Annotated in this window: 26 protein-coding genes; 18 read left to right on the forward strand and 8 right to left on the reverse strand. The window is 69.6% G+C overall.

The annotated features are described in order from the left end of the window. Positions 1-14: 14 nt before the first annotated feature. Complete coding sequence (locus ACODT0_RS29185) at positions 15-875, forward strand: YbgC/FadM family acyl-CoA thioesterase (RefSeq protein WP_261205728.1); 861 nt, start codon at positions 15-17, stop codon at positions 873-875. A 7-nt stretch (positions 876-882) separates the two neighbouring features. Here the strand turns inward: ACODT0_RS29185 and ACODT0_RS29190 are convergent, their stop codons facing one another. Together ACODT0_RS29190 and ygfZ are read right to left on the reverse strand one after the other, a co-directional pair. Further along, entirely contained in the window at positions 883-1785 is a 903-nt protein-coding gene (locus ACODT0_RS29190) for a hypothetical protein (protein ID WP_489042913.1), read from the reverse strand. A gap of 215 nt (positions 1786-2000) precedes the next feature. Continuing rightward, the gene (gene ygfZ, locus ACODT0_RS29195) at positions 2001-2933 is read right to left on the reverse strand and encodes a CAF17-like 4Fe-4S cluster assembly/insertion protein YgfZ (RefSeq protein ID WP_413763533.1); all 933 of its coding nucleotides are present in this window, start codon (positions 2931-2933) and stop codon (positions 2001-2003) included. A 156-nt stretch (positions 2934-3089) separates the two neighbouring features. On the opposite strand from ygfZ, the gene mltG reads away from it, so the two are divergent. The 13 genes from mltG (at position 3090) to ACODT0_RS29260 (ending at position 14283) form a co-directional block, all read left to right on the forward strand. Continuing rightward, a complete protein-coding gene (gene mltG, locus ACODT0_RS29200) occupies positions 3090-4112 on the forward strand; it encodes an endolytic transglycosylase MltG (RefSeq protein WP_261205732.1) in 1023 nt (340 codons plus the stop codon). After that, a complete protein-coding gene (gene tmk, locus ACODT0_RS29205; protein ID WP_057590252.1) occupies positions 4109-4771 on the forward strand; it encodes a dTMP kinase in 663 nt (220 codons plus the stop codon). The genes mltG and tmk overlap by 4 nt, the downstream gene beginning before the upstream one ends. Continuing rightward, positions 4768-5781, forward strand: coding sequence for a DNA polymerase (locus ACODT0_RS29210; RefSeq protein WP_057590251.1), 1014 nt, complete (start codon positions 4768-4770; stop codon positions 5779-5781). Before tmk ends, ACODT0_RS29210 begins: the two co-directional genes overlap by 4 nt. Next, positions 5778-6194 carry a PilZ domain-containing protein gene (locus tag ACODT0_RS29215; RefSeq protein WP_057590250.1) on the forward strand — a complete coding sequence of 139 codons (417 nt, stop codon included), beginning with the start codon at positions 5778-5780 and terminating at the stop codon, positions 6192-6194. Before ACODT0_RS29210 ends, ACODT0_RS29215 begins: the two co-directional genes overlap by 4 nt. A gap of 74 nt (positions 6195-6268) precedes the next feature. Further along, complete coding sequence (locus ACODT0_RS29220) at positions 6269-7075, forward strand: TatD family hydrolase (protein WP_489042914.1); 807 nt, start codon at positions 6269-6271, stop codon at positions 7073-7075. Next, positions 7075-7740, forward strand: coding sequence for an ankyrin repeat domain-containing protein (locus ACODT0_RS29225; RefSeq protein ID WP_057590248.1), 666 nt, complete (start codon positions 7075-7077; stop codon positions 7738-7740). The genes ACODT0_RS29220 and ACODT0_RS29225 overlap by 1 nt, the downstream gene beginning before the upstream one ends. Before the next feature lie 161 nt (positions 7741-7901). After that, entirely contained in the window at positions 7902-8117 is a 216-nt protein-coding gene (locus ACODT0_RS29230) for a hypothetical protein (protein WP_261205737.1), read from the forward strand. Between the two features lie 324 nt (positions 8118-8441). Then, positions 8442-8894, forward strand: coding sequence for a hypothetical protein (locus ACODT0_RS29235; protein WP_057590246.1), 453 nt, complete (start codon positions 8442-8444; stop codon positions 8892-8894). Between the two features lie 148 nt (positions 8895-9042). Further along, positions 9043-9636, forward strand: a complete 594-nt coding sequence (locus ACODT0_RS29240; RefSeq protein WP_057590245.1) for a phosphatase PAP2 family protein — start codon at positions 9043-9045, stop codon at positions 9634-9636. A gap of 74 nt (positions 9637-9710) precedes the next feature. Then, complete coding sequence (locus ACODT0_RS29245; protein WP_489042915.1) at positions 9711-10997, forward strand: acyl-CoA dehydrogenase family protein; 1287 nt, start codon at positions 9711-9713, stop codon at positions 10995-10997. 172 nt (positions 10998-11169) lie between these two features. Continuing rightward, positions 11170-12282 (forward strand): ABC transporter permease, encoded by a 1113-nt coding sequence (locus ACODT0_RS29250; protein WP_422097054.1) that lies wholly within the window; start codon positions 11170-11172, stop codon positions 12280-12282. Next, entirely contained in the window at positions 12276-13082 is an 807-nt protein-coding gene (locus tag ACODT0_RS29255) for an ABC transporter ATP-binding protein (protein WP_489042916.1), read from the forward strand. The genes ACODT0_RS29250 and ACODT0_RS29255 overlap by 7 nt, the downstream gene beginning before the upstream one ends. Positions 13083-13107: 25 nt before the next feature. Further along, positions 13108-14283, forward strand: a complete 1176-nt coding sequence (locus tag ACODT0_RS29260; RefSeq protein ID WP_489042917.1) for a c-type cytochrome — start codon at positions 13108-13110, stop codon at positions 14281-14283. A 17-nt stretch (positions 14284-14300) separates the two neighbouring features. On the opposite strand, the gene ACODT0_RS29265 is transcribed toward ACODT0_RS29260, so the two are convergent. The 4 genes from ACODT0_RS29265 to ACODT0_RS29280 all read right to left on the reverse strand — a co-directional run bounded on the left by ACODT0_RS29265 (position 14301) and on the right by ACODT0_RS29280 (position 18030). Beyond that, the gene (locus tag ACODT0_RS29265; protein ID WP_057607172.1) at positions 14301-14501 is read right to left on the reverse strand and encodes a hypothetical protein; all 201 of its coding nucleotides are present in this window, start codon (positions 14499-14501) and stop codon (positions 14301-14303) included. A gap of 102 nt (positions 14502-14603) precedes the next feature. Further along, positions 14604-15644 (reverse strand): L-glyceraldehyde 3-phosphate reductase, encoded by a 1041-nt coding sequence (gene mgrA / locus ACODT0_RS29270; RefSeq protein ID WP_057590240.1) that lies wholly within the window; start codon positions 15642-15644, stop codon positions 14604-14606. 110 nt (positions 15645-15754) lie between these two features. Then, the gene (locus tag ACODT0_RS29275; RefSeq protein ID WP_489042918.1) at positions 15755-17410 is read right to left on the reverse strand and encodes an acyl-CoA dehydrogenase family protein; all 1656 of its coding nucleotides are present in this window, start codon (positions 17408-17410) and stop codon (positions 15755-15757) included. Then, positions 17407-18030, reverse strand: a complete 624-nt coding sequence (locus tag ACODT0_RS29280; protein WP_261205743.1) for a TetR/AcrR family transcriptional regulator — start codon at positions 18028-18030, stop codon at positions 17407-17409. The genes ACODT0_RS29275 and ACODT0_RS29280 overlap by 4 nt, the downstream gene beginning before the upstream one ends. Before the next feature lie 172 nt (positions 18031-18202). Here ACODT0_RS29280 and ACODT0_RS29285 point away from each other — a divergent pair, with 172 nt between their 5' ends. The 3 genes from ACODT0_RS29285 (at position 18203) to ACODT0_RS29295 (ending at position 20517) form a co-directional block, all read left to right on the forward strand. After that, the gene (locus tag ACODT0_RS29285; protein ID WP_093341937.1) at positions 18203-19198 is read left to right on the forward strand and encodes a Rieske 2Fe-2S domain-containing protein; all 996 of its coding nucleotides are present in this window, start codon (positions 18203-18205) and stop codon (positions 19196-19198) included. Further along, on the forward strand, positions 19191-20006 hold the full coding sequence (locus ACODT0_RS29290) for a thioesterase family protein (RefSeq protein WP_489042919.1): 816 nt from the start codon (positions 19191-19193) through the stop codon (positions 20004-20006). Before ACODT0_RS29285 ends, ACODT0_RS29290 begins: the two co-directional genes overlap by 8 nt. Before the next feature lie 106 nt (positions 20007-20112). Further along, entirely contained in the window at positions 20113-20517 is a 405-nt protein-coding gene (locus ACODT0_RS29295; RefSeq protein WP_489042920.1) for a VOC family protein, read from the forward strand. Here ACODT0_RS29295 and ACODT0_RS29300 read toward each other — a convergent pair. Next, on the reverse strand, positions 20514-21758 hold the full coding sequence (locus tag ACODT0_RS29300; protein ID WP_489042921.1) for a class I SAM-dependent methyltransferase: 1245 nt from the start codon (positions 21756-21758) through the stop codon (positions 20514-20516). The genes ACODT0_RS29295 and ACODT0_RS29300 overlap by 4 nt on opposite strands. A 374-nt stretch (positions 21759-22132) precedes the next feature. On the opposite strand from ACODT0_RS29300, the gene ACODT0_RS29305 reads away from it, so the two are divergent. Beyond that, positions 22133-22261 (forward strand): hypothetical protein, encoded by a 129-nt coding sequence (locus ACODT0_RS29305; RefSeq protein ID WP_261205747.1) that lies wholly within the window; start codon positions 22133-22135, stop codon positions 22259-22261. 106 nt (positions 22262-22367) lie between these two features. On the opposite strand, the gene ACODT0_RS29310 is transcribed toward ACODT0_RS29305, so the two are convergent. After that, a complete protein-coding gene (locus tag ACODT0_RS29310) occupies positions 22368-22778 on the reverse strand; it encodes a hypothetical protein (RefSeq protein ID WP_216087291.1) in 411 nt (136 codons plus the stop codon). Between the last annotated feature and the right edge of the window lie 5 nt (positions 22779-22783).

Genomic DNA, 22783 nt, shown 5'->3' on the forward strand with positions numbered 1-22783 from the left:
TGGAGACAACAAGAATGCAACGCAGTGATTTCCGTTTCTTCCACCGCCTGCGCGTGCGCTGGGCCGAAGTTGACATGCAGAAGATCGTCTTCAACGCGCACTACCTGATGTATTTCGACACCGCCATCGCCGACTACTGGCGCGCGCTCGCGCTGCCCTACGAGGAAGCGATGCATTCGCTGGGCGGCGATCTCTACGTGCGCAAGGCGACCATCGACTTCCGCGCCTCGGCGCGCATGGACGACGTGATCGACGTGGGCATGCGCTGCGCGCGCATCGGCACCTCGTCGATGACCTTCGAGGGCGGGCTGTTCCGCCAGGGCGAATTCCTGGTCGGCTGCGAGCTGGTCTACGTGTTCGCGGACCCGGCCACGCAGACCTCGAAGCCGGTGCCGGCCTCGTTGCGCGCGATCCTCGAGGGCTTCGAGGCCGGCGAGACGATGCGGGCCATCGACACCGGCGACTGGGCCACGCTCGGCGAAGGCGCGGCGGCGCTGCGGCGCGCGGTCTTCATCGAGGAGCAGAAGGTGCCCGAGGCGATGGAGTGGGACGAGCACGACGCGGCCGTGCCGCACGTGGTGGTGCGCAACCGGCTCGGCCAGGCGATCGCCACCGGCCGGCTGCTGCCGGCGCGGGACGGCCGCTCGATGATCGGCCGCATCGCGGTGCATCGCGCGCTGCGCAGCGGCGGCCACGGCGTGGCGGTGGTGCAGGCGCTCGAGGCCGCGGCCCGGGCGCGCGGCGATGCGGAGATCGCGCTCCATGCGCAGCGCAGCGCCGAGCGCTTTTACGAACGGCTCGGCTATGCGGTGCATGGCGAGCCCTTCGTCGAGGCCGACATCCCGCACATCGAGATGCGGCGCACGCTGCGTTGAGCGTCGCTCAGTAGCGCGGCGGCGGATCGGGCACGTAGCCCGCCTCGGATGCGGGGAACGGCGACGGTCCCGCGGGACGCGGCCAGCGCGGTGCCGGGCTGGCCGGGATCACGCCCGCGGCAACGAGGTTCTCGCGGCTGTCGTAGCGGATGCGCACCACCTCGTCGGGCGAGGAGCGCAGGCGCTCGAAGGTGGTGTGGCCGACGTACGAGGTCTCGCGGCGGCCATGGCCGGTACCGAGGCTGGGCGCGGGCTGGCTGCGCGACTGGGCCATGGCGGAGGATTCCCCGGGCGCCGCGCTGTCGGCCGAGGCCGAGGGTGCCATCGACTTGTTGCGGGCCTCGAGTTCGCCGCGCGGCGCCGATTCCTCGCGGCTGTAGCCGTCGCGGCGTGGGAACGGCATCGGCACGGGCGGTGGCGGCGGCGCCACGCGCTCGCGGAACACGGCGACGCCGATCACGCCGACCTCGTCGGGGCGGCCGGTGCGGCTCGCGTACGAATTGCCGTTGGCCGTGAACTCGAAGGCCGCGATCTGCGAATCGCTCTTGCGCCAGCCCGCGATGTCGGCGCGCTCGCCGCCCGAGAGCACGTAGCCGTTCTGCTGCACGCCCGCGGTTTCGCCGGTCAGCACGTTGACGCCGTCGACCGACATCACGGTCATGAGCCGCTCGCTCATGCGGTTGCGCAGGCGCACGGCATAGCGCGCGCCGGGACGCCCGGCCACCCAGTACTCGCCGTTGGCGCGGTAGACGGGCAGCTCGCGGCCGGTGGTACGGTCGACCACGCTGACTTCCATCAGGCTGCCGAGGCGGTCGACGGGCGAGGGCGGCAGGTAGGGGCGCGCCGGGGTCTGGGTGCAGGCCGAGAGCGCGGCCAGCGCGAGGGCGGTGGAGAAGAATCTGCGGTTCATGGAGGTCTCTCTTTCCTTGCCGGAAGTGGTCGGTGCAGGCTTCTACGGCGCACCGGCGGCAACGGGGTCAAGAAAGACGCACAAAAAAAGGCGCTATCTGAAAGATAGCGCCTTGCGCCCGAACGACGGGCGTTGGAAGCCCAAAACGCCTCACTGATTGGGCTTCAAGCTGCAGCGTGGCGTCGGTGGTCGGCGCCCGGTGCTGTTCGGAGAACTCAGATATCTTCGAGCAGCGGATAAGGCAAAGGTTCCACACTCAGCGCCGGGCCGCTGGCCGAGGCCGCATGCAGGCCGCCGGCCTCGAGCGCCGCGATCTGCATCGAGATCAGCGCGGCCCAACCGCCGTCGGGCGCGGGCGCGGCCTGCGCGACCGTGCCGACGGGCTGTTCGGCATCGCTGGCCGCGAAGACTTCCTGGCCAGCCGCGACTTCGCCGTCGGCCTTCACGAGGTAGGTGCGGCGCTTGAGCGTGCCGCGGAACTGGCTGCGCGCCACCACTTCCTGGCCGGGGTAGCAACCCTTCTTGAAGTTGACGCCGCCCACCGATTCGTAATTGATCATCTGCGGCACGAAGGCCTCGACCACCGGCGTGGTGAGCGTGACGATGCCGCTGCGCACCTCGCTCCACGACCACAGGGCCGGATCGAGCGCGGCGCCTTGCGGCGCGGCGCTGCCGGCCGGGGCCAGCCAGAGCGCGCGCGGCACGCCGTCGGCCGGGTACAGGGAGATGGCGCTGCCGCCCTCGATGCCTTCGATCGCACGGCGCTGGCCGGGCGCGGCGGAAGCGTCGATGCCGTTGGCCGCGAGCGCGGTGCCCGCGAGGCCGAACAACGCGAACTGCTCGGTCGCGTCGCTGAGCTTGGCCTTGGCGCGCAGCACGTACATCGACAACCGCTTGAGCGTGGCGGCCAGGATGTCGCGGCTGCAGACCAGCAGCACCAGCTCGGGCTGCGGGCGGATGCCGATGAAGCTCGCGATGACGCGGCCCTTGGCGGTGCACAGCGCCGCCAGGCGGGCCTCGGCGGCGCCGAGCAGGGAGAAATCCTGGGTCAGCTGGCCATGCAGGAAGGCCGCGGCATCGGGGCCCTCGGCACGGATCACGCCCAGATGGGCGAGGGGCGCAACGCCATTGAGAACGACTGTGGTCATCGCTGAATTATCATGGCCGGGCCCGATTCGTCGGGACCGCGGGGACGGCAGCCTTTCTTCTTGCAGGGCCACCGCCTTGTCCGGTCGCTCCTTTCGCGTCCGCCCCGTTCGGCCCCTTTCATCGCCTCCTTCTTCTTCCGCTTATCCATCGGATCCGTGCGCCGCTTCTTCCTCACGATCTTCCTGCTCGCTGCCCTGGCCGCGCTGGCCGCCGGTGCCGGCGGACTCTGGTGGGTGCACCAGCCGCTCAAGCTGCCGGCGCCCAACGTCGACCTGTCGGTCGAGCCCGGCACCACGCCGCGCGGCATCGCCCAGGCCGTGGCCGATGCCGGCGTGGCGGTCGACCCGCAGCTGCTCTACCTGTGGTTCCGCATCTCGGGCCAGGACCGGCAGATGCGTGCCGGCAGCTACGAGCTCGACCGCGGCGTGACGCCGAAGCTGCTGCTCAACATCCTGGTGCGCGGCGAGGAGGCCACGCGCAGCCTGGTGCTGGTGGAAGGCTGGAACATCCGCCAGGTGCGCGCCGCGCTCGCCAAGGCCGAGCAGCTCAAGCCCGACAGCGTGGGCCTGAGCGACGAGGCGCTGATGGAAAAACTGGGCCGGCCCGGCCAGCATCCCGAAGGCCGCTTCTTCCCCGATACCTACACCTATTCCAAGGGCTCGACCGACATCGCGCTGCTGCAGCGCGCCATGCGCGCCATGGACAAGAAGCTCGAGGCCGCCTGGGCCGCGCGCGCGAGCAACCTGCCGCTGCAATCGGCCGAGCAGGCGCTGATCCTCGCGAGCATCGTCGAGAAGGAGACCGGCAAGGCGGCCGACCGGGCCGAGATCGCCGCCGTCTTCAACAACCGGCTGCGCATCGGCATGCCGCTGCAGACCGATCCGACCGTGATCTACGGCATGGGCACCGCCTTCGACGGCAACCTGCGCAAGCGGGACCTGCAGACCGACACGCCCTGGAACACCTACATGCGCAACGGCCTGCCACCCACGCCGATCTCGATGCCCGGCAAGGCCGCGCTGCTGGCGGCCGTGCAGCCGGCGCAGAGCAAGTCGCTGTACTTCGTGTCGCGCGGCGACGGCACCAGCCAGTTCAGCACATCGCTCGACGACCACAACCGTGCCGTCAACCGCTACCAGCGCGGCGGCGGCACCCCTGCGACGAAGGCGGCCCAATGAACGCTGGCGGACTCTTTCTCACGCTCGAGGGCATCGACGGGGCCGGCAAGTCCAGCCACCTCGATGCCTTGCAGGCGCTCTTCGAGGGCCGGGGTCGCGCGGTCACGCGCACGCGCGAACCGGGCGGCACGCCGCTGGCCGAGACGCTGCGCACGCTGATCCTCGAGCAGCCGATGGACCCGCTGACCGAGTCGCTGCTGGTGTTCGCGGCGCGGCGCGACCACATCGCGCAGGTGATCGAGCCGGCACTGGCGCGCGGCGACGTGGTGCTGTGCGACCGCTTCACCGACGCCACCTTCGCCTACCAGGGCGGCGGCCGCGGCTTCGACACCGAGGTGCTGTCCACGCTCGAGCGCTGGGCGCAGGCCGGACGCGGCGGGCAATCCGAGGTGGCCCTGCTGCAGCCGCACATCACGCTGTGGTTCGACCTCGCGCCCGAGATCGCGGCCCAGCGCCTGGCCGGCGCGCGCGTGCCCGACAAGTTCGAGGCCCAGCCGGTCGAGTTCTTCCGCAAGGTCGCGCAGGGCTATGCCGATCGCGCTGCCGCCGATGCGGCGCGCTTCGTGCGCATCGATGCGGGCCAGAGCCGCGACCAGGTCTGGCAACAGGTCGAGGCGGCGCTGGTGGCGCGCGGCCTGGCCGGGGAGGGACGCGCATGACCGCGGCGGAACTGTCGCCCTGGCTGCGCCAGCCGCTGGTCGAACTGCTGCGCCAGCGCGGTCACGCCTGGCTGCTGCAGGGGCCCTCGGGCCTGGGCCAGTACGACCTGGCACTCGCGCTGGCCTCGGCATGGCTTTGCGAGCAGCCGACGGAGGAGGGCGCCGCCTGCGGCCATTGTCCGAGCTGCCACGCCATCGAGGTGCGTACCCATGCCGACCTCTGCGTGCTGATGCCCGAGGTGGCGATGCAGGAACTGGGCTGGCCGCTCGACGAGAAGGCCCAGGCCGACATCGACGACAAGAAGCGCAAGGCCAGCCGCGAGATCCGCGTCGAGGCGATGCGCGACGCGGTCGGTTTCGCCCAGCGCACCAGCGCACGCGGCCGCGGCAAGGTGGTGCTGGTCTATCCGGCCGAGCGCATGAACACCATCACCGCCAATGCGCTGCTCAAGACGCTCGAGGAGCCCGTGGGCGACGTGCGTTTCGTGCTCGCGAGCGAGGCCGCCTGGCAGCTGCTGCCGACCATCCGCAGCCGCTGCCTCGGCTTCACCTTGCCCTGGCCCGACATGCAACAGGCCGAAGCCTGGCTTGCGGCGCAGGACGTTCCGGCGGCGGATGCCGCGGCCCTGCTGCGCGCGGCCGGCGGACGCCCGAGCGATGCCCTGCGGCTCGCGCGCGCCGGCCAGTCGCCCAAGGCCTGGGCGCTGCTGCCCAAGGCCGTGCTGCGCGGCGACGTCGGCGCGCTGGCCGACCAGGCGCCGGCCCAGGCGGTCGGTGCCTTGCAGAAGCTCTGCCACGACCTGATGGCCGTCGGCAATGGCGCCGCGCCGCGCTTCTTCGAACCCGGCGACCTGCCGGCCGCGCCCTCGCGGCTCGCGCTGGCGCGCTGGTCGAAATCGCTGGCCGCGTCGGCCCGGACCGCGGAACATCCGTTCAATGCAGGACTCATGCTGGAAGCGCTCGTGAGCGAAGCGCGCAGCACCCTCAATTCAGCCGCTCGCCGCCCATGAACCAACCCGCAGCCCCGTCCGCCAACTCCGCAGCAGCCGCTGCCGCCGCCAACGCCGCGGGTGGCGCCGCGCCGCACCGGCCGAGCGTCATCCAGCTCGCCATCAAGGAGAAGGGGGCGCTCTATGCGGCCTACATCCCGCTGTTCTCCGAGGGCGGCATCTTCATTCCGACCTCGCGCGAATACCGGCTCGGCGACGACGTCTACGTGCTTCTGACCCTGCCCGAGGACCCGCAACGCTATCCGGTGGCCGGCAAGGTCGCCTGGATCACGCCGGCACGCGCGGCCGGCAGCCGGGCGCCCGGCGTGGGCATCCGCTTTCCGTCCGACGAGAAATCGCGCCAGCTCAAGGCGCGCATCGAGGCCGCGCTGGGCGGCTCGATGGCTTCCGACCGGCCCACGCAGACGATCTGACATCGGCGGCGATCCGGCCGCCTTTTGCGCTCGCCAGTTTTCCCGGCTTCCTTCGTTTCCTCAGATTCCTGGCGATGTTCACCGACTCCCACTGCCACCTGACCTTTCCCGAATTCGCCGACCAGATGGATGCGGTACGCGCCGCCATGGACGCCGCCCAGGTCGACCGGGCCCTGTGCATCTGCACCCGGCTCGAGGAGTTCGACGAGGTGCAGGCGCTGGCCGCGCGCTACGACAACTTCTGGGCCAGCGTGGGCGTGCATCCGGACACGGAAGACACGCTGGAGCCCAGCGTCGACGACCTCGTGCGGCTGGCCGCGCGGCCGCGCGTGGTGGCGATCGGCGAGACCGGCCTCGACTACTACCAGATGGAAGAACGCAAGGGCGGCCGCAGCATCGCCGACCTCGAATGGCAGCGCGAGCGCTTCCGCGTGCACATCCGCGCCGCACAGCAGACCGGCAAGCCACTGGTGATCCATACGCGCGAAGCCTCGGCCGACACCATCGCGATCCTCAAGGAGGAGGGCGAGGACGGCTCCGCGGGCGCGGCCGGCGGCGTGTTCCACTGCTTCACCGAAACCGCCGAGGTGGCGCGCGCCGCGCTGGATCTCGGCTTCTACATATCCTTCTCGGGCATCCTGACCTTCAAGAAGGCGCAGGATCTGCGCGACGTGGCGGCCTTCGTGCCGCTCGAGCGCATGCTGATCGAGACCGACAGCCCCTACCTCGCGCCGGTGCCGTACCGGGGCAAGACCAACACGCCGGCCTACGTGCCGTACGTGGCACGGCAGATCGCCGAACTGCGGCAGTTGCCGGTAGAGGCCGTGGCCCGGGCGACCAGCGACAACTTCGAAACACTGTTCAAGGGGGTTCTACAATGATGAAAAAAAACTTCAAAAAGCTCGTCTATCTATCTGTTTTTTCTGCGATTTTTTCTGCGCACGCAGGTTCCTTCGAAGACTTTTTCCGGGCCGTGCGCGCCGACAACCCCAGTGGCGTTCGCAGCCTGCTGCAGCGAGGCTTCGATCCGAACACACGCGACGAACGCGGCCAGACCGGCCTGCTGATCGCACTGCGCGAGCCGTCGCCGAAAGTGATCCAGGTGCTGCTGGAATCGCCGCAGACCAATGTCGAGCTGCGCAACGCCAAGGACGAGAGCCCGCTGATGCTCGCGGCGATCAAGGGACAGCAGGAACTCGTCACCCAGCTCATCAAGCGCGACGCCGACATCAACAAGCCCGGCTGGACGCCGCTGCACTATGCGGCGACCGGCGGGCACGTGGCGATCATGAAGCAGTTGCTCGACAACTTCGCCTTCATCGACGCGCAGTCGCCCAACGGCACCACGCCGCTGATGATGGCCGCGATGTACGGCTCGACCGATGCGGTGAAGCTGCTCTTGGCCGAGGGCGCCGACGTGACGATGAAGAACCAGCTCGGCATGACCGCCGTCGACTTCGCCAACCGCGCCAATCGGTCCGAAGCCGCGGGGCTGATCGCGGCGGCTTCAGCGGCGAAACCGGTGCCAAAAGACGGAAAATGGTAAGAATTTACTAATAAATTAGTAGTTTTCGATGCTGGAACCATGAAAGCGTGATTTATTACCGGCTCCGTCAAGTGTCTGGATGATGAAGTTTGTATTTTTTGGAAACAGGCGCGGACAGAATGAGGGCTTCATCGAAGCCCTTTTTTCTGCCCGGAACATCCATGCAATTCACCCTACAGCAGCTCGGTGGCGGCGCCTTGGCATGGCGGATGTCCTTGCTCGCAGCCATCCTGATCGCCGGCACGCTCGTGGGCTGGCTCCTGTACCTGGTCATCAAGGCCGGTGTCCGCGATGGCATGAGCGAGGCGCTGCGTCGGCGCCGGCGGTTCCAGCGGGCGGAACTGACGACTGACGGCGGGTTGGACGCGCGGGACTGAAGTTGAGCGCCAGGAGCTGATGGCCAAGAGGCCCTGGCTTTGGATCTGGTCCAGCTAATCTGCACAATGTGCATTATGTAAAATAACATGGCAGAGAAAAGGCGCCCGGCGCAAAGCCGGGCGCTCAAGAACCTGCCGCTGTCACGGCAGGTGCCCCAAGCCAGGGAGGAGGAGTCGCTCGGGACACGCGGATGCTGAACCTCCAGGATTTCTCGCCGTGTCGGACGGCGCCGATAGTTCAGGACCTTCGGAAATGGCTCGAAGTCCCGAGAAGTTCTGCGAGTACTCATATTCCGTTCATATTTGCTGCCTAGCATCCGCCGCATGTTGCTGGCCAGGTTCCGCCGATGGGTCGACGCGCACCGATGCATCGGGTGCGCCATCGGTCTTTGGCTGGTGCTGCTGCATCCCTTCATCTCGGCGCACTTCCACAACGACGGCCTCGAGGACGAGCCCGGCCTCAAGGTGCGCAACGCCGGCGAGACGGTGCGCTTCGAACCCGACGAACGCGCCGGCCATGCGGACAGCCTCGAGACCACCATGTTCGCGCAGGCCTCCTGCTGCACGCCCATGGTCAATGCCTTGAGCACGGCGTTCGACGGCTTTATGGGCCTGGTGCTCGCGCTGCTGCCGTTGACCATCGCCGTGGCCGCCACCGGACTGCCCGGCGTTCGCCATGGACCGTGGCGTCGCACCAGCGCGCGGAGTGGGGCGCCTCCCCTGCCCCGCCCCTGGCTGCGCCTACCGCCGACCACGGCACCGCCGTCGTTCGCCTGACACGGTCTGGCGGCCTTTCCGCGCCGCACCCATCGCTTCTGTCGTCCCGTACGGCAAGGCCACTTCACTTCGCCCCACGAGACTCATTCATGTCCTTCGACCGCGCGCGCGCCGTCTTCGTCCCATTTCGTCCGTTCGGGGAGGCTCCGTGAACGAATTCCACCTCGACCTGCTGCGCTGGCTCGCCGCCGGCACCCAGCCCACGCCCTGGGTGTTGTCGATCGCGATCGGGCTCGCCCTCGGCGGCGCATGGCTTTCCGCCGCCATCATCGGTGCCGCCGCCTGGCGCCGGCCCGGCAACTGGACCTACGCCTTCTTCGTGCTCGCGGGCGCCGGGCTCACCGCCATGCTGTGCCAGGACATCGCCGCGCGCATCAACATGCCGCGCCCCTTCATCATGGGCCTGGTGCCGGCCTACATATCGCACGGTGCCAGCGCCGCGCTGCCGAGCACGCATGCGTCGGTGATGTTCATGGTGGCCTTTGCCTTCCTCGCACGGCCGGCGCTGCGCGCCGCGGGCGTCGCGCTGTTCGTGGTCGCGGCCGCCACGGGCTGGGCGCGCATCCACGTCGGTGTGCATTTCCCGCTCGACATCGCGGCCGGGCTGATGTTCGGCGCGCTCATGGCGGGCCTGGTGGGTGCTGCCTGGTGGATGCTGGAACTCGGCACGCGGCGACTCGTCGGCCGCATGCCGAGCCTGTCGGGCAAGCGCTGGCCGACGATGCCGAGGTCGCGCGCCTGAAGTCCCGCGACGCATAAGAAAACTCGAAAAGCGCATTTCCCAATCGAAGGGCGCGACTGCAAAGTCGTCGCCCCATGGAATCCCTCACGCATCCGCCGCGCACCGCGCCCGGCAACCCATCGCCCGCCGCCGAGTCGCCGCGCGCCCCGCAACCGCCCTCGTACGATCAGCTCGCCGATCGCTTCCGCCCGATCTTCGCGCGCATCGCCCAAGGCGCGGTGCAGCGCGAGAACGAACGCCTGCTGGCCCATGACGCCGTGGCCTGGCTGGCCCAGGCCGGCTTCGGCGCGCTGCGCGTGCCGGTCGCCCAAGGCGGTCTCGGCGCCTCGGTCGAGCAGTTCTTCGACCTGCTGATCGAACTCGGCGAGGCCGACTCCAACCTGCCACAGATCCTGCGCGCCCATTTCGGCTTCATCGAGCGCCTGTTCGCCGAGATCGATCCCGCGCTGCACGGTCCCTGGCTGCGGCTCGCGGCCGACGGCGTGATCTTCGGCAACGCGACCACCGAACTCGGCGAAGGCCCGCTCGGCCAGATGCAGACCACGCTGCGCCGCGACGGCGACGGCTGGCGCCTCGAGGGCGACAAGTACTACAGCACCGGCACCCTCTACGCCGAATGGATCGCGGTCTCGGCGCAGCGCCACAACGACGACGGCAGCAACGACCGCGTGATCGCGCTGGTGCCCTCCGGCGCGCCGGGCGTGGAGCGCGTCGACGACTGGCGCGGTTTCGGCCAGCGTCTGAGCGCCTCGGGCACCACGCGCTTTCGCAACGTGCGCGTCGACACGGCGCACGTGCTGCTCTACGTGCGCGACCAGCCCACGCCGCTGACCGCGCAGTTCCAGCTCACGCACCTCGCCACCCTGGCCGGCATCGCGCGCGCGATCGTGCGCGACGCGGTCGACTTCGTGCGGCCGCGCAAGCGCGTCTACAGCCACGGCAGCGGCAGCACGCCGCGCGAGGATCCGCTGGTGCAGCAGGTCGTCGGCCAGCTCGCCAGCACGGCCTTCGTCGCGAGTTCGACGGTGCAGGCGGTGGCGCGCACGCTGGGCGAGATCGACCGCCGGCGCCAGCGCGGCGAAGCGATCCCCGAGCAGTTGCTGTTCCAGGTCGAGCTCGAGACCGCCAAGGCGCAAGCCGGCATCGTCGACGCGGTGCTGCAGGCCGGCACGCGGCTGTTCGACGTGGGCGGTGCCTCGGCGCTGCAGGAGGACATCCGGCTCGACCGCCACTGGCGCAACGCGCGCACGCTGGCCTCGCACAACCCGACCATCTACAAGGGCCGCGTGGTCGGCGACCACCTGCTCAACGGCGCGCGGCCTACCTTCTACTGGGCCGTGGGCGCGAACGTCTCGTCCTGAAGGCCCCGGCGGCGACATGCCGCAGCCGACGAATCCGCATATCCATGCGTGCATTCATTCGTTGGCCGGGAAGGGTGCAGCGCCAACACTCGCCCTTCCCTTCCTCATCCTCCGGCGGAGCAATTCCCATGACCCTCTTCGACGATCAACCTGCCATCGGGAGCGCCCAGGCATGACCTCGGCCGATCACGCACTCGACGTGTCCGGCGTGCTGAACGCGCCGGAGTTCCGCGGCCCCGCCGCGGCTCCCCAGCCTCGCGCGCCGCGCCCGCCCGCACCGGTGGCCACCGATGCCGCCACCGTGCTCGCGCGCCGGCACGCGCTGCCGCCGGGTCTCTGGCGCACCGGCGTGCTGGCCGCCGCGGCCTGGCTGGCGCTGGGCCTGCTCACGCTGCTGTGGCCCAACAAGCCGATCGGCTTCAGCGACTGGAATTTCACCGAGGAATTCGGCTACGCCACGCTGGCGGTCGCCGCCGTGTTCCTCGTCATCGCGCTGCTCGGCCCGCGTGCCGGCCGCGTCGCGCGCACGCTGCGTCCCGCCGGCCAGTGGCTGGTGGCCTCGGCGCTGGTGCTCGCGCTGTGGGAGATCGCCACCGCCAAGCTCGCCGTGCTGCCCTCCCCCTTCTTCGCGCCGCCGCAGAGCCTGATCGACGTGCTGCACGAGGACTGGCAGCGCCTGGGCCTGTCCACCGCCTACTCGCTGCGCCTGCTGGCCAACGGTTTCGTGATCGGCGCGCTGATCGGCTTCGTCACCGGCGTGGCGGTCGGCTGGTCGCGCATCGCGGGCTACTGGGTGCATCCGCTGCTGCGCTTCCTCGGCCCGGTGCCGGCCTCGGCGCTGCTGCCGCTGGCCTTCTTCTTCGCGCCCTCGAGCTACGTGGCCGCGGTGTTCCTGGTCGGCCTCGCCACCTTCTTCCCGGTCGCCGTGCTGACCTGGTCGGGCGTGGCCTCGGTCGGCAAGAGCTACTACGACGTGGCCCGCACGCTGGGCGCCTCCGAGCGCTTCCTGGTGCTGCGCGTGGCCATCCCGGCCGCGCTGCCGCAGGTCTTCGTGGGCCTGTTCATGGGCCTGGGCGCCTCGTTCTCGGTGCTGATCACGGCCGAGATGATGGGCGTGAAGGCCGGCCTCGGCTGGTACCTGCAGTGGGCCCAGGGCTGGGCCTCCTACGCCAACATGTATGCCGCGCTGCTGGTGATGGCCGCGCTGTGCTCGGGCCTGATCACCTTGCTGTTCAAGGTGCGCGACCGCGTGCTGTCGTGGCAGAAGGGAACCGTCAAATGGTAGGCGCCGTCCTCTCCCCCGCCGTCGAGACAGGCGCTGCCGCCCACACCGGCGCACTGATCGACATCCACGGCGTGAGCCACTGGTTCGAAGTGCCCACGGGCGTGCTGCAGGTGCTCGACGACATCGACCTGCAGGTGCGCCCCGGCGAGTTCGTCGCGCTGCTCGGCCCGAGCGGCTGCGGCAAGTCGACGCTGCTGCGCCTGGTGGCCGGCCTGGAGCCCGCGACCACGGGACGCATCGCGCAGAACGGCGAGGCCATCGAGAAGCCCGATCCCTCGCGCATCGTGGTGTTCCAGGACCCCACCTTGTTCCCGTGGCGCAGCGTCTGGGACAACGTGGCGCTGGGCCTGCAGGCGCGCGGCGTGCTCGACGCGCAGCGCGGCCGAGTCGACGAGGCGCTGCAGCGCGTCGGCCTCACCGAGTTCGCGAAGGCCTATCCGCATCAACTGTCGGGTGGCATGGCGCAGCGCGTGGCGCTGGCGCGCGCGCTGGTCAACGACCCGCAGCTGCTGGTGCTCGACGAGCCGCTGGGCAAGCTCGATTCGCTCACGCGCATCGCGATGCAGAGCGAGCTCGTGAACCTCTGGCAGCGCGACGGCTTCTCGGCGCTGCTGGTCACGCACGACGTCGAGGAGGCGCTGTTCCTGGCCAACCGCGTGATCGTGCTGAGCGACCGGCCGGCGCGCATTGCGGCCGAACTGGTGGTGGACCTGCCCTACCCGCGCCATCGCGGCGATCCGCGCCTGGCCGAGCTGCGGCACGAGGCGCTGCGCCACCTGGGTCTGGACGCGACCTGGTGAGACCGGCCTTCGAGGCGCGGGCGCGATGAACGCGCTGCCCGATGCGGCCTGGCTCAATCTGCTGATCGAGGCGCTGCAGACCCTGCAGTTGCAACTGCTGCGGCTGCTCGATGCGCTGGGCCTGGTCGCGCATGCGCACGGACAGCCCGCGTGGCCCTGGGCCGAGCGGCTGTCGGGCGAGAACCTGCTGATCGACCTGGGCCAGGCGCGCCGGCTCGGCGTCAGTGTCGTGCTGCTGGGACTGTCTCTGCTCGTGCTGGTCGTGGCGCTGCTGTGGCGACGGCGCCGGATCTGGCTGCTGGGCGCCGCGGTGCTGCCCGTGGTGCTGGCACCCTGGCCCGATGCCCACGTGGTCCTCGTGCCCGCGCACCCCACGAGCTTTCAACAACATGCGACGGGCTTCAGCGCCGAATCGATCGCGCGCGGCCGCATGCTCTATGCACAGAACTGCGTGGCCTGCCACGGCAGCGACGGACGCGGCCAGGGGCCGTTGGCCGCGTCGCAGCCCGTGTGGCCGCCGAATCTCGCCGGACCGCTGCTCTGGCGCCGCGCCGATGGCGACCTGCTGTGGCGCGTGCTGCACGGCACGCGGGATCGCCATGGCGCGCAGACCATGCCGGGCTTTCAAGGCCGATTGAGCGAAAGCGACGCCTGGGCCCTGATCGACTTCATGAAGGCCCAGGCCGCCGGCGAAAGCCTGCGCGTGGCGGGCGTCTGGGCCCAGCCCGTGAGCCCGCCCGACATGGCGGTGCGTTGCGACGGCAAGCCGGTGCGCATGCTCAGCAGCTGGCGCGGCCAGCGCCTGCGGATCGTGGCCGCCGGCGATAACGCAAGTGCGTTGCTCGAGGATCCGCGGCTGGTGACGGTGCTGCTCGAGCCGCGTCCCGGCCTCGCGTCGAATGCGCACGAGCGAAGCATCGCCTGCGTGGCCGACTCTCCGGCGGCGTGGGAGGCCTTCTCGCTGATCGCCGCCCCCGAGAAGCTCGAAGGCACGCAACTGCTGGTCGACCGCCAGGGCTGGCTGCGCGCGCGCGGCGAGCCCGGCAAGAGTGCCTGGAGCGACGACGACCTGCTGTGCCGCGCGGAGACCGCCTCAGGAACAACGACCGTCCCGGCGGCCGCGGCCGATGGCCTCGGCGCGCTGATCGCGCGCATGGATGCGCAGCCGGTGCGCTTCGTGAAAGGCGGCTTCGTGCATTGACGGCGTGGCGCCGTCGCTCACCACGAATGCATCAGCACCGCGGGCCGCAGCGCCGCCATGGCCTGAAGCCGGCGCAATGCGCGGCGCGGCACATGGCCGTAGGCCGCGCGACGCGCGATCGCATGGGCCGATGCGGGTGGGACGGTCCAGGCCTCGGCGGTGCGCGAGATGACGAGCTGGGCCTGTGCGGCCACGGAGTGATAGGTGCGCTGGGGCATGAGGAACTCGAAACGGAACGCCCCCATTCTGCGCAGCCCGTGCGGCAGCTCAAAGACGGATTGCGAGTTACCTGATGCGCTCCGTGATCGCCGGCCCTGCGCTCAGGCGAAGTCGGTCGACGGTTTTTCCCAGAGGTTCACGCCGCCCTCGACCGCGTGCCGATCGATCTCGGCCAGCTCTTCGGCGCTCAGCGGCGCGCCCCGGAGCGCGGCCACGTTGTCGACGATCTGCTCGGGCCGGCTCGCGCCGATCAGCGCCGAACTCACGCGCGGATCGCGCAGGGTCCAGCTCAGCGCGAGCTGGGCCAGCGACTGGCCGCGGCGTTGCGCGATCGCGTTCAGCGCGCGCGCACGCTCGATGTTGGCATCCGACAGATGCTCGGGCTTCAGCGAGCCGCCGCCCGGGCGGTTGATGCGTGCATCGGCCGGCACGCCCTGCAGGTACTTGTCGGTCAGCAGACCCTGCGCCAGCGGCGTGAACGCGATCACGCCGGCACCCAGTTCCTCGGTGGCGCCGAGCAGGTCCTTCTCGATCCAGCGGTTGAACAGGTTGTAGGCCGGCTGGTGGATCAGCAGCGGCACCTTCCATTCGCGCAGCAGCGCGGCCATCTCGCGCGTCTTGCCGGCCGAGTACGAGGAGATGCCGATGTACAGCGCCTTGCCCTGCTGCACGGCCTGGGCCAGCGCCGAGGCGGTCTCCTCCAGCGGCGTGTGCGGGTCGAAGCGGTGCGAATAGAAGATGTCGACGTAGTCGAGGCCCATGCGCTGCAGGCTCTGGTCGAGGCTGGCCAGCACGTATTTGCGCGAGCCGCCACCCTGCCCATAGGGGCCGGGCCACATGTCCCAGCCGGCCTTGCTCGAGATGATCAGTTCGTCGCGGTAGGGCTTGAAGTCCTCGCGCAGCAGGCGGCCGAAATTGGTCTCGGCGCTGCCGTAGGGCGGGCCGTAGTTGTTGGCGAGGTCGAAGTGGTTGATGCCGAGGTCGAAGGCGGTGCGCAGCAGTTGGCGCTGGGTGGCGATCGGCGTGGTATCGCCGAAGTTGTGCCACAGGCCCAGCGAGATGGCGGGCAGCACGAGGCCGCTGCGGCCCACCTTGCGGTAGGGCATGGATTCGTAGCGCGTGGAGGCGGCGAGGTAGGTCATGGGCGATGGAAGAACGCGAAGAGAAAGAGAAAGGCGCCATGTCGGCGCCGGTACTTCGCGTTCGAGGATAGCGGCAATCGCGTCGACGCGCAGGCCGCCGATCCGCTGCGTTACGACGCCTCGGCCGTGTCGCGCCCGAAGGCCAGCGCCGCGAGTTCCTCGTCCGACGCGGGCAGCACCGGCGGCACCAGCGCGTCCTGCAGGAACAGCCGCAATGCGGTCCATCCCGAGCCGTCGGCCTTGCGCGCCTGGCGCCATGCGGCCGCCTCGAGCAGCAGCACCGATTGATAGGTGCGCGCCATGCCCCAGGCCAGGCGCCGACCATCGCTCTCCTGCGCGCGCGGCATCAGCTCCGCGAGCGTGCGTCGCGCATGCACGATCGCATCGGGCGCGCGCGTGCCATGGCCCGCGAGCGCCGAGAGCCGTTGGTCGATGTCGGCGAGAAAGGCCTCGCCCGCCTCGGGCGCGCGCAGCGCACGCAGCACGTCGTGCGCGAGCACCGAGGTCGTGCCCTCCCAGATGCAATGCACGTGCAGGTTGCGCAGCACGCGCGGGATGCCCGTGTCCTCCACATAGCCCGCGCCGCCGAAGCTCTCGACCAGCTCGCTCGCGGCCCAGATGCTCTGGCGCGCGCAGGCCAGCTTGGTCAGCGGCGCCAGCAGTCGCGCGAGCCCGGGCGCACCGGTGCCGCGCTCGTGGCGATTGAGCGCGAGCGCGGTCTCGAAGTTGAGCGCCAGCATCGCCTCGTACTCGGCCGTGATGCGCGCGATCCACTGCGCATGCAGCGGCTTCTCGGCGAGCATCTGGCCGAACACGCGGCGCCGGCTCGCGTAGTCGCGCGCCAGCATCAGCAGATGGCCCACGCCCGCCGGGCCGCCCCACGAGGCCCACAGTCGCGCGACGTTGAGCAGGTCGCCGATCTTCGCGACGCCGCGATCGATGCCGCCGACCGGCACCGCGACCGTGCCTTCGAGCTCGAGCTCCGCGGTCGGCAGGGCGCGCGTGCCGAGCTTGTCCTTCAGGCGCCGCACGGCGATGTGGTTCCAGCTGCCGTCGGGGCGGCGCAGCTCGACCAGGAACAGCGACAGGCCACGGCTGCCCGGTACCGCGTCCTCGGGCCGCGCGAGCGCGAGCGCCATCTGCGAGGTGGTGGCCGAGGTGAACCACTTGGTGCCGTGCAGCGACCAGGTGCCGTCGCCGCGCGGACGCGCGACGGTCGAGGTCTGGCCGACATCGGAGCCGCCCTCCTTCTCGGTCATCCACTGGCCCGAGGTCCAGCCGCCCTGCCGCGCGGTGAGCTTCGGCCGGTAGCGCGCGGCCAGCGCTTCGTCGTGCAGCGTGAGCAGGCGCGCGGCGCCATCGGTCATCACCAGCGGACACGAGGCCACCGCGCCCGCGCCGTCGTACAGGTTCACGAGGCCGGCCTGTACCACGCGCGTGAACTCGCCGTAGGGGTTCTCGTAGGGCAGCGCGACCAGGCCCTCCTCGAGGCCGATGTCGACCAGGCGATGCCAGGCCGGATCGACCTCGATGCGATCGACGCGCCGGCCCCAGGCATCGAAGGGCTCGTGGCGCGGCACGTTGTGCTCCGCCGTCGCGGCCAATGCGGGAATCTCCTGCATCGCGCGCTCGCCCATGCGCTGGAACAGCGGGGTCGCGTCGGCGAAGACCTCGGCGGGCAGCAGGCGTTCGAGCGTGTGGTGCAGGGCGCGGTCGCTCGCGAAGCGGTTCGACGGCTCGGGATGGGGCTGGATGAAGTCGGTCATGGTGTCTCCTTGGCCGAAGGCGGGACGGGTGCCTTCTTTGTGCGCGCGGTGTGGTCGAGCACCGCGGCCAGGCACAGCGCGACGATGTCTTCCACCACGCGCTGCGCCGCGCGCTTGGACAGCACGCCGAGCGCGAGCGGGCCGATCATGGCTTCGGCCAGTGCGCCGACGATCGCCGCGGCGCTGGTGTGCGCGTTCTGCGCGCGGAACTCGCGGCTGTCGATGCCGTCCTCGATCACCGTCACGAAGATCGCGCGATAGGGTTCGCGAAAGCGCAGCCGGTCCTCGTCGATCTGCGGCGCCACCGGTTCGGCCAGCAGGGCCCACGCGAGCTTGGGCCGCTTGAGCGCGCGGTGCGCGAAGGTGCGGATGATCGCGGCCAATCGCTCGCCGGCACCGCTTTCGGAGGCGGCCGCGGCGGCGCAGGCGTCGATCTCGCGCTGCGAGGCCTGGCGGAACACCTCGTCGAACAGGTCGGTCTTCGACGGGAAGTACTGGTAGAGCAAACCGGTCGAGACCTCGGCCGTGGCCGCGACCATCGGCATGGTGGTGCCGCCGTAGCCATGGGTGGCCACGAGTTCGAGCGCGGCCAGCACGATGCGCTCGCGCGTGAGCGTCATGCGCTCCTCGACTTTGGATGTGCGTCGGTAGGTCACGCGAAGAATTGAATCACAGTTCATTTCTTATTGCAATTGCACTCCGGCTCCCTATACTTCGACGCCTCGGCCGCATCGCAACGATCGCGCCGCCGGCGGCCGCGGCGTCCAGTTCAACCACCAAGGAAGCTTCTCCATGCGCAGGTTCGACGACTCCTCTTTCGGTCACGGCTGGTTCCAGGCTGCCTACAGCGAGGACCTTCGCAAGGGCGACGTGCAGCCCCTCACGGCCATGGGCCGCGAGTTCGTGCTGTGGCGCGACATGCAGGGCCAGGCCCATGCGATGGATGCGCACTGTCCGCACCTCGGCACCCACCTGGGCCACGGCGGCCGCGTCTGCGGCACCTCGCTGCGCTGTCCGTTCCACGGCTGGCAGTTCGCGGGCGACGGCGCCTGCACCGACATTCCCTACAGCCCGAATCCGCGCCTCGAGATGCGGCACCTGAAGTCCTGGCCGCTGGTCGAGCGCAACGGGCTGGTGATGGTGTGGTGGCATCCACGCGGCATCGCGCCCACTTTCGAGGTGCCGGCGATGCCCGAGCATGGCGATGCGCAGTGGTCGCGCTACCGGCGCCAGCGCTGGGAGGTCGCGACGATCTGGCAGGAGGTGCAGGAGAACATCGTCGACACCACGCACTTCCACCACCTGCACGGCGTGGCCACGCTGGCGCGGCTCGACCGCTTCGAGCCCGCGGGGCCGGCGCTGCACGTGAACATCCTGCACGACTTCAACACGCCGCGCGGCCGGCTGCCGGGCTTCCTGCAGACCTCGCTGTACGGCCCCTACTTCGCGACGGTGCGCTTTCGCATCGCCGACCTGGCCGAGATCCTGTTCGTCGATTCGGTGGTGCCGATCGAGGCCGGCCGCGTCGCCGTGAGCTTCAGCCTGATGGCGCGGCTGCAGGGCATCGCCTCGCCCGACATGAGCCTCGCGCTGATCGACGAGGCGATCCACCAGGTGAGCCAGGACGTGCCGATCTGGGAGCACAAGATGCGCTGGAAGCGTCCCAGCCTGGCCGAGGGCGACGGGCCCATCATGCGCTTCCGCCATTGGGCCGAGCAGTTCGAGACCGAGGACGAAGTGCCTGCCCCCGCGCCCCTGCGCCGCATCGAGATCGCCGCCCATGCATGAGCTCGCCGCCTCCGATGCCGTCTTCGTGCGCGAGGACGCGAACAGCTGGCGCGCCAGCGAACTCTCGCGCGGGCCCTGGGATCCGCGCGCGCAGCATGGCGGCGCGCCCTGCGGGCTGCTCGCGCACATCGCCGAGTCGGCGGTGGACGGTGAAGGCTGGCAGCTCGCGCGGCTCACGGTCGAGCTGATCCGGCCGGTGCCGGTCGACAGCCTGTCGTCGAGCGTCGACGTCGAAGCGGGCCGCACCACCGCGCGCGTCGAGATAACGCTGATGGCCCAAGGCAAGCCAGTGGCCAAGGCGCATGGATTGCTGGTGCGCACACAGGCCGTGGCGCCGCCCGAGGAGACGTTGCAAAGGCCGCTGGCCCCTGCCCTGTCGATGCCGGCACCGTCGGCCTGCACGGCACCCCTGCGCATCCCGGGCCTGCCCGACGTGCGCTCGTTCTATTACACGGCGACCGAAAGCCGCGTGGCCGCCGGCGATGCCGCGGCACCGGGACCGGCGGCCGCCTGGTTCCGACTGCGCGTGCCGCTGGTCGCGGGCGCGGCCAATTCGCCCGCGATGCGCGCGGCCGCCGCGGCCGACTTCGGCAATGGCCTGAGCTGGGTATTGCCGGCGGAGCGCTTCAACTTCGCCAACGCCGACCTCTCGCTGCAGCTTGCACGGCAACCCGTGGGCGAATGGGTCGGCCTCGACGCCGTGACCACCATCGCGCCCGACGGCAGCGGCTGCGCCTTCAGCCAGCTGCACGACGAGCGCGGGCGCTTCGGTTTCGCGACGCAGACGCTGCTGGTCTTCGCGCGCTGACGAAGCGCCCGCGTAGGCGCTGTCCGGCCACGCGATGCGCGGCGTGCCCGTTTCCGCTCGCGGCCATGCCGACGACGATGCATGCTTCATCGGAAAAGGACCGCCCATGTTCGACCACATCGGCTTCAGGGTGCGCGACCTGCGCGCCGCACGGCGCTTCTACGACGCCGTCGCTCCCGCGCTCGGCCTGCAGACCATCGACAACAGCCCGCATTCCTTCCTGCTCGTGCGCAGCATGGAGGAGACGGTGCCCTTCGTCTGGATCGGCACCGACCAGCCCGTGTTCTGGAACAGTGCGCATCAGGTGTCGGCAAGCCCGATCCATCTTGCCTTCTCCGCCGCGAGCACGCGGCAGGTCGACGAATTCCATCGCGCGGCACTGCAGGCCGGCGGCATCGACAACGGTTTTCCCGGCCCGCGCGGGCCGGCCGAAATGCACTACTACGGAGCCTACGTGCTCGACCCCGACGGCAACAACGTCGAGGCCGGCTGCCGCGGCGCGGTTTCCTAGGCCGCCTGCAGGCCCGGGTCGCTCGAGTACATGTAGCGCCGCGACCAGGGCAGCGTCTTCGCGGCGCGGCCGGCCTTGCGGCCCACGATCTGGTAGATCGCCACGTCGTCGTTCTCGAAGGCATAGGCGCAGCCCGCGAGGTACACGCGCCAGATGCGGAACTTCTCCTCGTCGACCATCGCGCGCACCTGCTCGGTGTGTGCCTCGTAGGCATCGCTCCACAGGCGCAGCGTGCGCGCGTAGTGGCGCCGCAGGTTCTCCACGTCGAAGGCCTCGAGGCCGCCCTGCTGCATCGATTGCAGGGTCAGGCCGATGTGCGGCAGTTCGCCGTTCGGGAACACGTAGCGGTCGATGAAATCGCCACCGCCGTAGGAGACGCCGCCGCCTTCGGGGTCCGACGAAGTGATGCCGTGGTTCATCACCACGCCGTCATCGGCCAGCAGCGCGCGCACGCGCCGGAAATACTCGGGCAGGTTCTTGCGGCCCACGTGCTCGAACATGCCGACGCTGGTGATGCGGTCGAACTGCCCGCTCACATCGCGATAGTCCTGCAACCGGATCTCGATGCGGTCGGCCAGGCCCGCGGCCTTCACGCGCTCGGTCGCCAGGTCGAACTGGTTCTGCGACAAGGTCACGCCCACGCAGCGCGCGCCGAACTTCCGTGCCGCGCGGATCACGAGCGCACCCCAGCCGCAGCCGATGTCGAGCAGCGTCTGGCCCGGCTGCAGCTGGATCTTGGTGAGGATGTGGTCGATCTTCTTGAGCTGCGCGGTCTCGAGGTCCTCGTCGCCGTTCTCGAAGTAGGCGCACGAATAGACCATGTTCGGGTCGAGCCAGAGCTGGTAGAAGGCGTTCGAGACGTCGTAGTGGTACTGGATCGACTTCCTGTCCGACGCCTTGGTGTGCGTGAAGTAGCGCGCCATGCTCTTGAGCGCGCTGGCACCGGCGCCGGTGCCGTTGTCGAGCGAACTCTTCGCGAGCCCGTAGGCGATGTCGATGATGTCCGTGAGCTTGCCCTCGATGTCGATCTTGCTCTGCACGTAGGCCTCGCCGAGGTTGGCCAGCGTGGGCTCGAGCATCAGCGACAGCGCCGAGGGCGATTTCACGTGCAGGGTGACGGCGGGGCCGCTGAAGTCGCCGAAGTCGTACGACTTGCCGTCCCACAAGGTCAGCCGCGCGGGCAGATTGGCGCGAGCGCGGACGGCCGCGCTCCACTGTTCGACCTTCTTTTCCCAAAGCATGCATTTCTCCGTGTTGGTGTTGCTTGCGATTCGGGAAAGCACGATAGCCAGATTCCGTGCGATGTGCAGGGACATGCCGGACTTCGACCCGGAGCCGTCACGGCTTAGCGCTCCAATCTGACGGAAAGCCGTGGTCCGATGTAAATGTGCGCGAAAACTACAGTATGCAGAATTCTGACAATCTGTAATACAAATGCACTATTACCAAAGAATAATTGAGGGAATCGTAACGAAGCTGCACACAGGCCTCAGAGCCTCGGCAAGGGAAAAAGCTCGATGCAAAACAATCTTGAAGTCCAACGCCGATGGCTATTTCGTCTTCCAAGTGTTCCTGCGGGCTTGCCCATCTCGAACGCATTCCACGTCGCTCCTGGATGCGCTGGCTTCCATGGCTGCGCCACTACCAGTGCACCCTCTGCGGTGGCAGGCGCATGGCCACCGAGAACGCGGTGAATGCCGCGGTGGCCGCCCGCGCGAGCCGCGAGGCCACCGAGCGACGTTAATCGCCCGTCCTGACCATCGCCTGAATGGGCGGGCCCGGCGGGCACGCACCTGCCCTTCCGGCCCCGTGCCGGGTCTCGTTCGACGCCGGGCGTGCCGGCCGAAAGCTCAGTCGTAGCGCACGGTCACGAGCGCGATGGCGGCCGCCTGCGCCGCCACCGACAACACCCCGCCTTCCTGCCCGATCGACCACTCGCGCCGTTGCGCCAGCGGCGTGGTCCGACCTTGCGCATCGACGAACGCGATGGCCAGCGGCTGCGCGCCGAGGGCATCGACGCGCACGCTGGCGCTGGGCGCATCGATCCGCTGGCGCAGGAAATGGATCTCCGTGGCGTCGCCCGTCACGCGGTGAACGAACGCGGTGGGCCTCGCGGCGACACGCGTCTCGTAGGGTGCTCCAACGATCGCGCCGGTGAAGTGGATGGTTCCGTCGGCGGCCTGGGTCGCCGGCGGCAGGAGGCACAGGGCAAGCATTGCCGGGCGTGCCAGGTTGCGAAGCGTCAAGGCGTGATGACTCACGTGAG

The organism is Variovorax sp. FG153, from assembly GCF_057809595.1.

Excerpts from the sequence above, each read along its gene's own strand:
- ACODT0_RS29220 (WP_489042914.1), top strand. The coding sequence starts at position 6,269 with ATGTTCACCGACTCCCACTGCCACCTGACCTTTCCCGAATTCGCCGAC.
- ACODT0_RS29230 (WP_261205737.1), top strand. The coding sequence starts at position 7,902 with ATGCAATTCACCCTACAGCAGCTCGGTGGCGGCGCCTTGGCATGGCGG.
- ACODT0_RS29300 (WP_489042921.1), bottom strand. The coding sequence starts at position 21,758 with ATGCTTTGGGAAAAGAAGGTCGAACAGTGGAGCGCGGCCGTCCGCGCT.
- tmk (WP_057590252.1), top strand. The coding sequence starts at position 4,109 with ATGAACGCTGGCGGACTCTTTCTCACGCTCGAGGGCATCGACGGGGCC.
- ACODT0_RS29280 (WP_261205743.1), bottom strand. The coding sequence starts at position 18,030 with ATGACGCTCACGCGCGAGCGCATCGTGCTGGCCGCGCTCGAACTCGTG.
- ACODT0_RS29250 (WP_422097054.1), top strand. The coding sequence starts at position 11,170 with ATGACCTCGGCCGATCACGCACTCGACGTGTCCGGCGTGCTGAACGCG.
- ygfZ (WP_413763533.1), bottom strand. The coding sequence starts at position 2,933 with ATGACCACAGTCGTTCTCAATGGCGTTGCGCCCCTCGCCCATCTGGGC.
- ACODT0_RS29285 (WP_093341937.1), top strand. The coding sequence starts at position 18,203 with ATGCGCAGGTTCGACGACTCCTCTTTCGGTCACGGCTGGTTCCAGGCT.
- ACODT0_RS29260 (WP_489042917.1), top strand. The coding sequence starts at position 13,108 with ATGAACGCGCTGCCCGATGCGGCCTGGCTCAATCTGCTGATCGAGGCG.
- ACODT0_RS29225 (WP_057590248.1), top strand. The coding sequence starts at position 7,075 with ATGAAAAAAAACTTCAAAAAGCTCGTCTATCTATCTGTTTTTTCTGCG.
- ACODT0_RS29235 (WP_057590246.1), top strand. The coding sequence starts at position 8,442 with ATGTTGCTGGCCAGGTTCCGCCGATGGGTCGACGCGCACCGATGCATC.
- ACODT0_RS29210 (WP_057590251.1), top strand. The coding sequence starts at position 4,768 with ATGACCGCGGCGGAACTGTCGCCCTGGCTGCGCCAGCCGCTGGTCGAA.
- ACODT0_RS29255 (WP_489042916.1), top strand. The coding sequence starts at position 12,276 with ATGGTAGGCGCCGTCCTCTCCCCCGCCGTCGAGACAGGCGCTGCCGCC.
- ACODT0_RS29245 (WP_489042915.1), top strand. The coding sequence starts at position 9,711 with ATGGAATCCCTCACGCATCCGCCGCGCACCGCGCCCGGCAACCCATCG.
- ACODT0_RS29290 (WP_489042919.1), top strand. The coding sequence starts at position 19,191 with ATGCATGAGCTCGCCGCCTCCGATGCCGTCTTCGTGCGCGAGGACGCG.
- ACODT0_RS29190 (WP_489042913.1), bottom strand. The coding sequence starts at position 1,785 with ATGAACCGCAGATTCTTCTCCACCGCCCTCGCGCTGGCCGCGCTCTCG.
- ACODT0_RS29265 (WP_057607172.1), bottom strand. The coding sequence starts at position 14,501 with ATGCCCCAGCGCACCTATCACTCCGTGGCCGCACAGGCCCAGCTCGTC.
- ACODT0_RS29305 (WP_261205747.1), top strand. The coding sequence starts at position 22,133 with ATGCGCTGGCTTCCATGGCTGCGCCACTACCAGTGCACCCTCTGCGGT.
- ACODT0_RS29275 (WP_489042918.1), bottom strand. The coding sequence starts at position 17,410 with ATGACCGACTTCATCCAGCCCCATCCCGAGCCGTCGAACCGCTTCGCG.
- ACODT0_RS29215 (WP_057590250.1), top strand. The coding sequence starts at position 5,778 with ATGAACCAACCCGCAGCCCCGTCCGCCAACTCCGCAGCAGCCGCTGCC.
- ACODT0_RS29295 (WP_489042920.1), top strand. The coding sequence starts at position 20,113 with ATGTTCGACCACATCGGCTTCAGGGTGCGCGACCTGCGCGCCGCACGG.
- mgrA (WP_057590240.1), bottom strand. The coding sequence starts at position 15,644 with ATGACCTACCTCGCCGCCTCCACGCGCTACGAATCCATGCCCTACCGC.
- ACODT0_RS29185 (WP_261205728.1), top strand. The coding sequence starts at position 15 with ATGCAACGCAGTGATTTCCGTTTCTTCCACCGCCTGCGCGTGCGCTGG.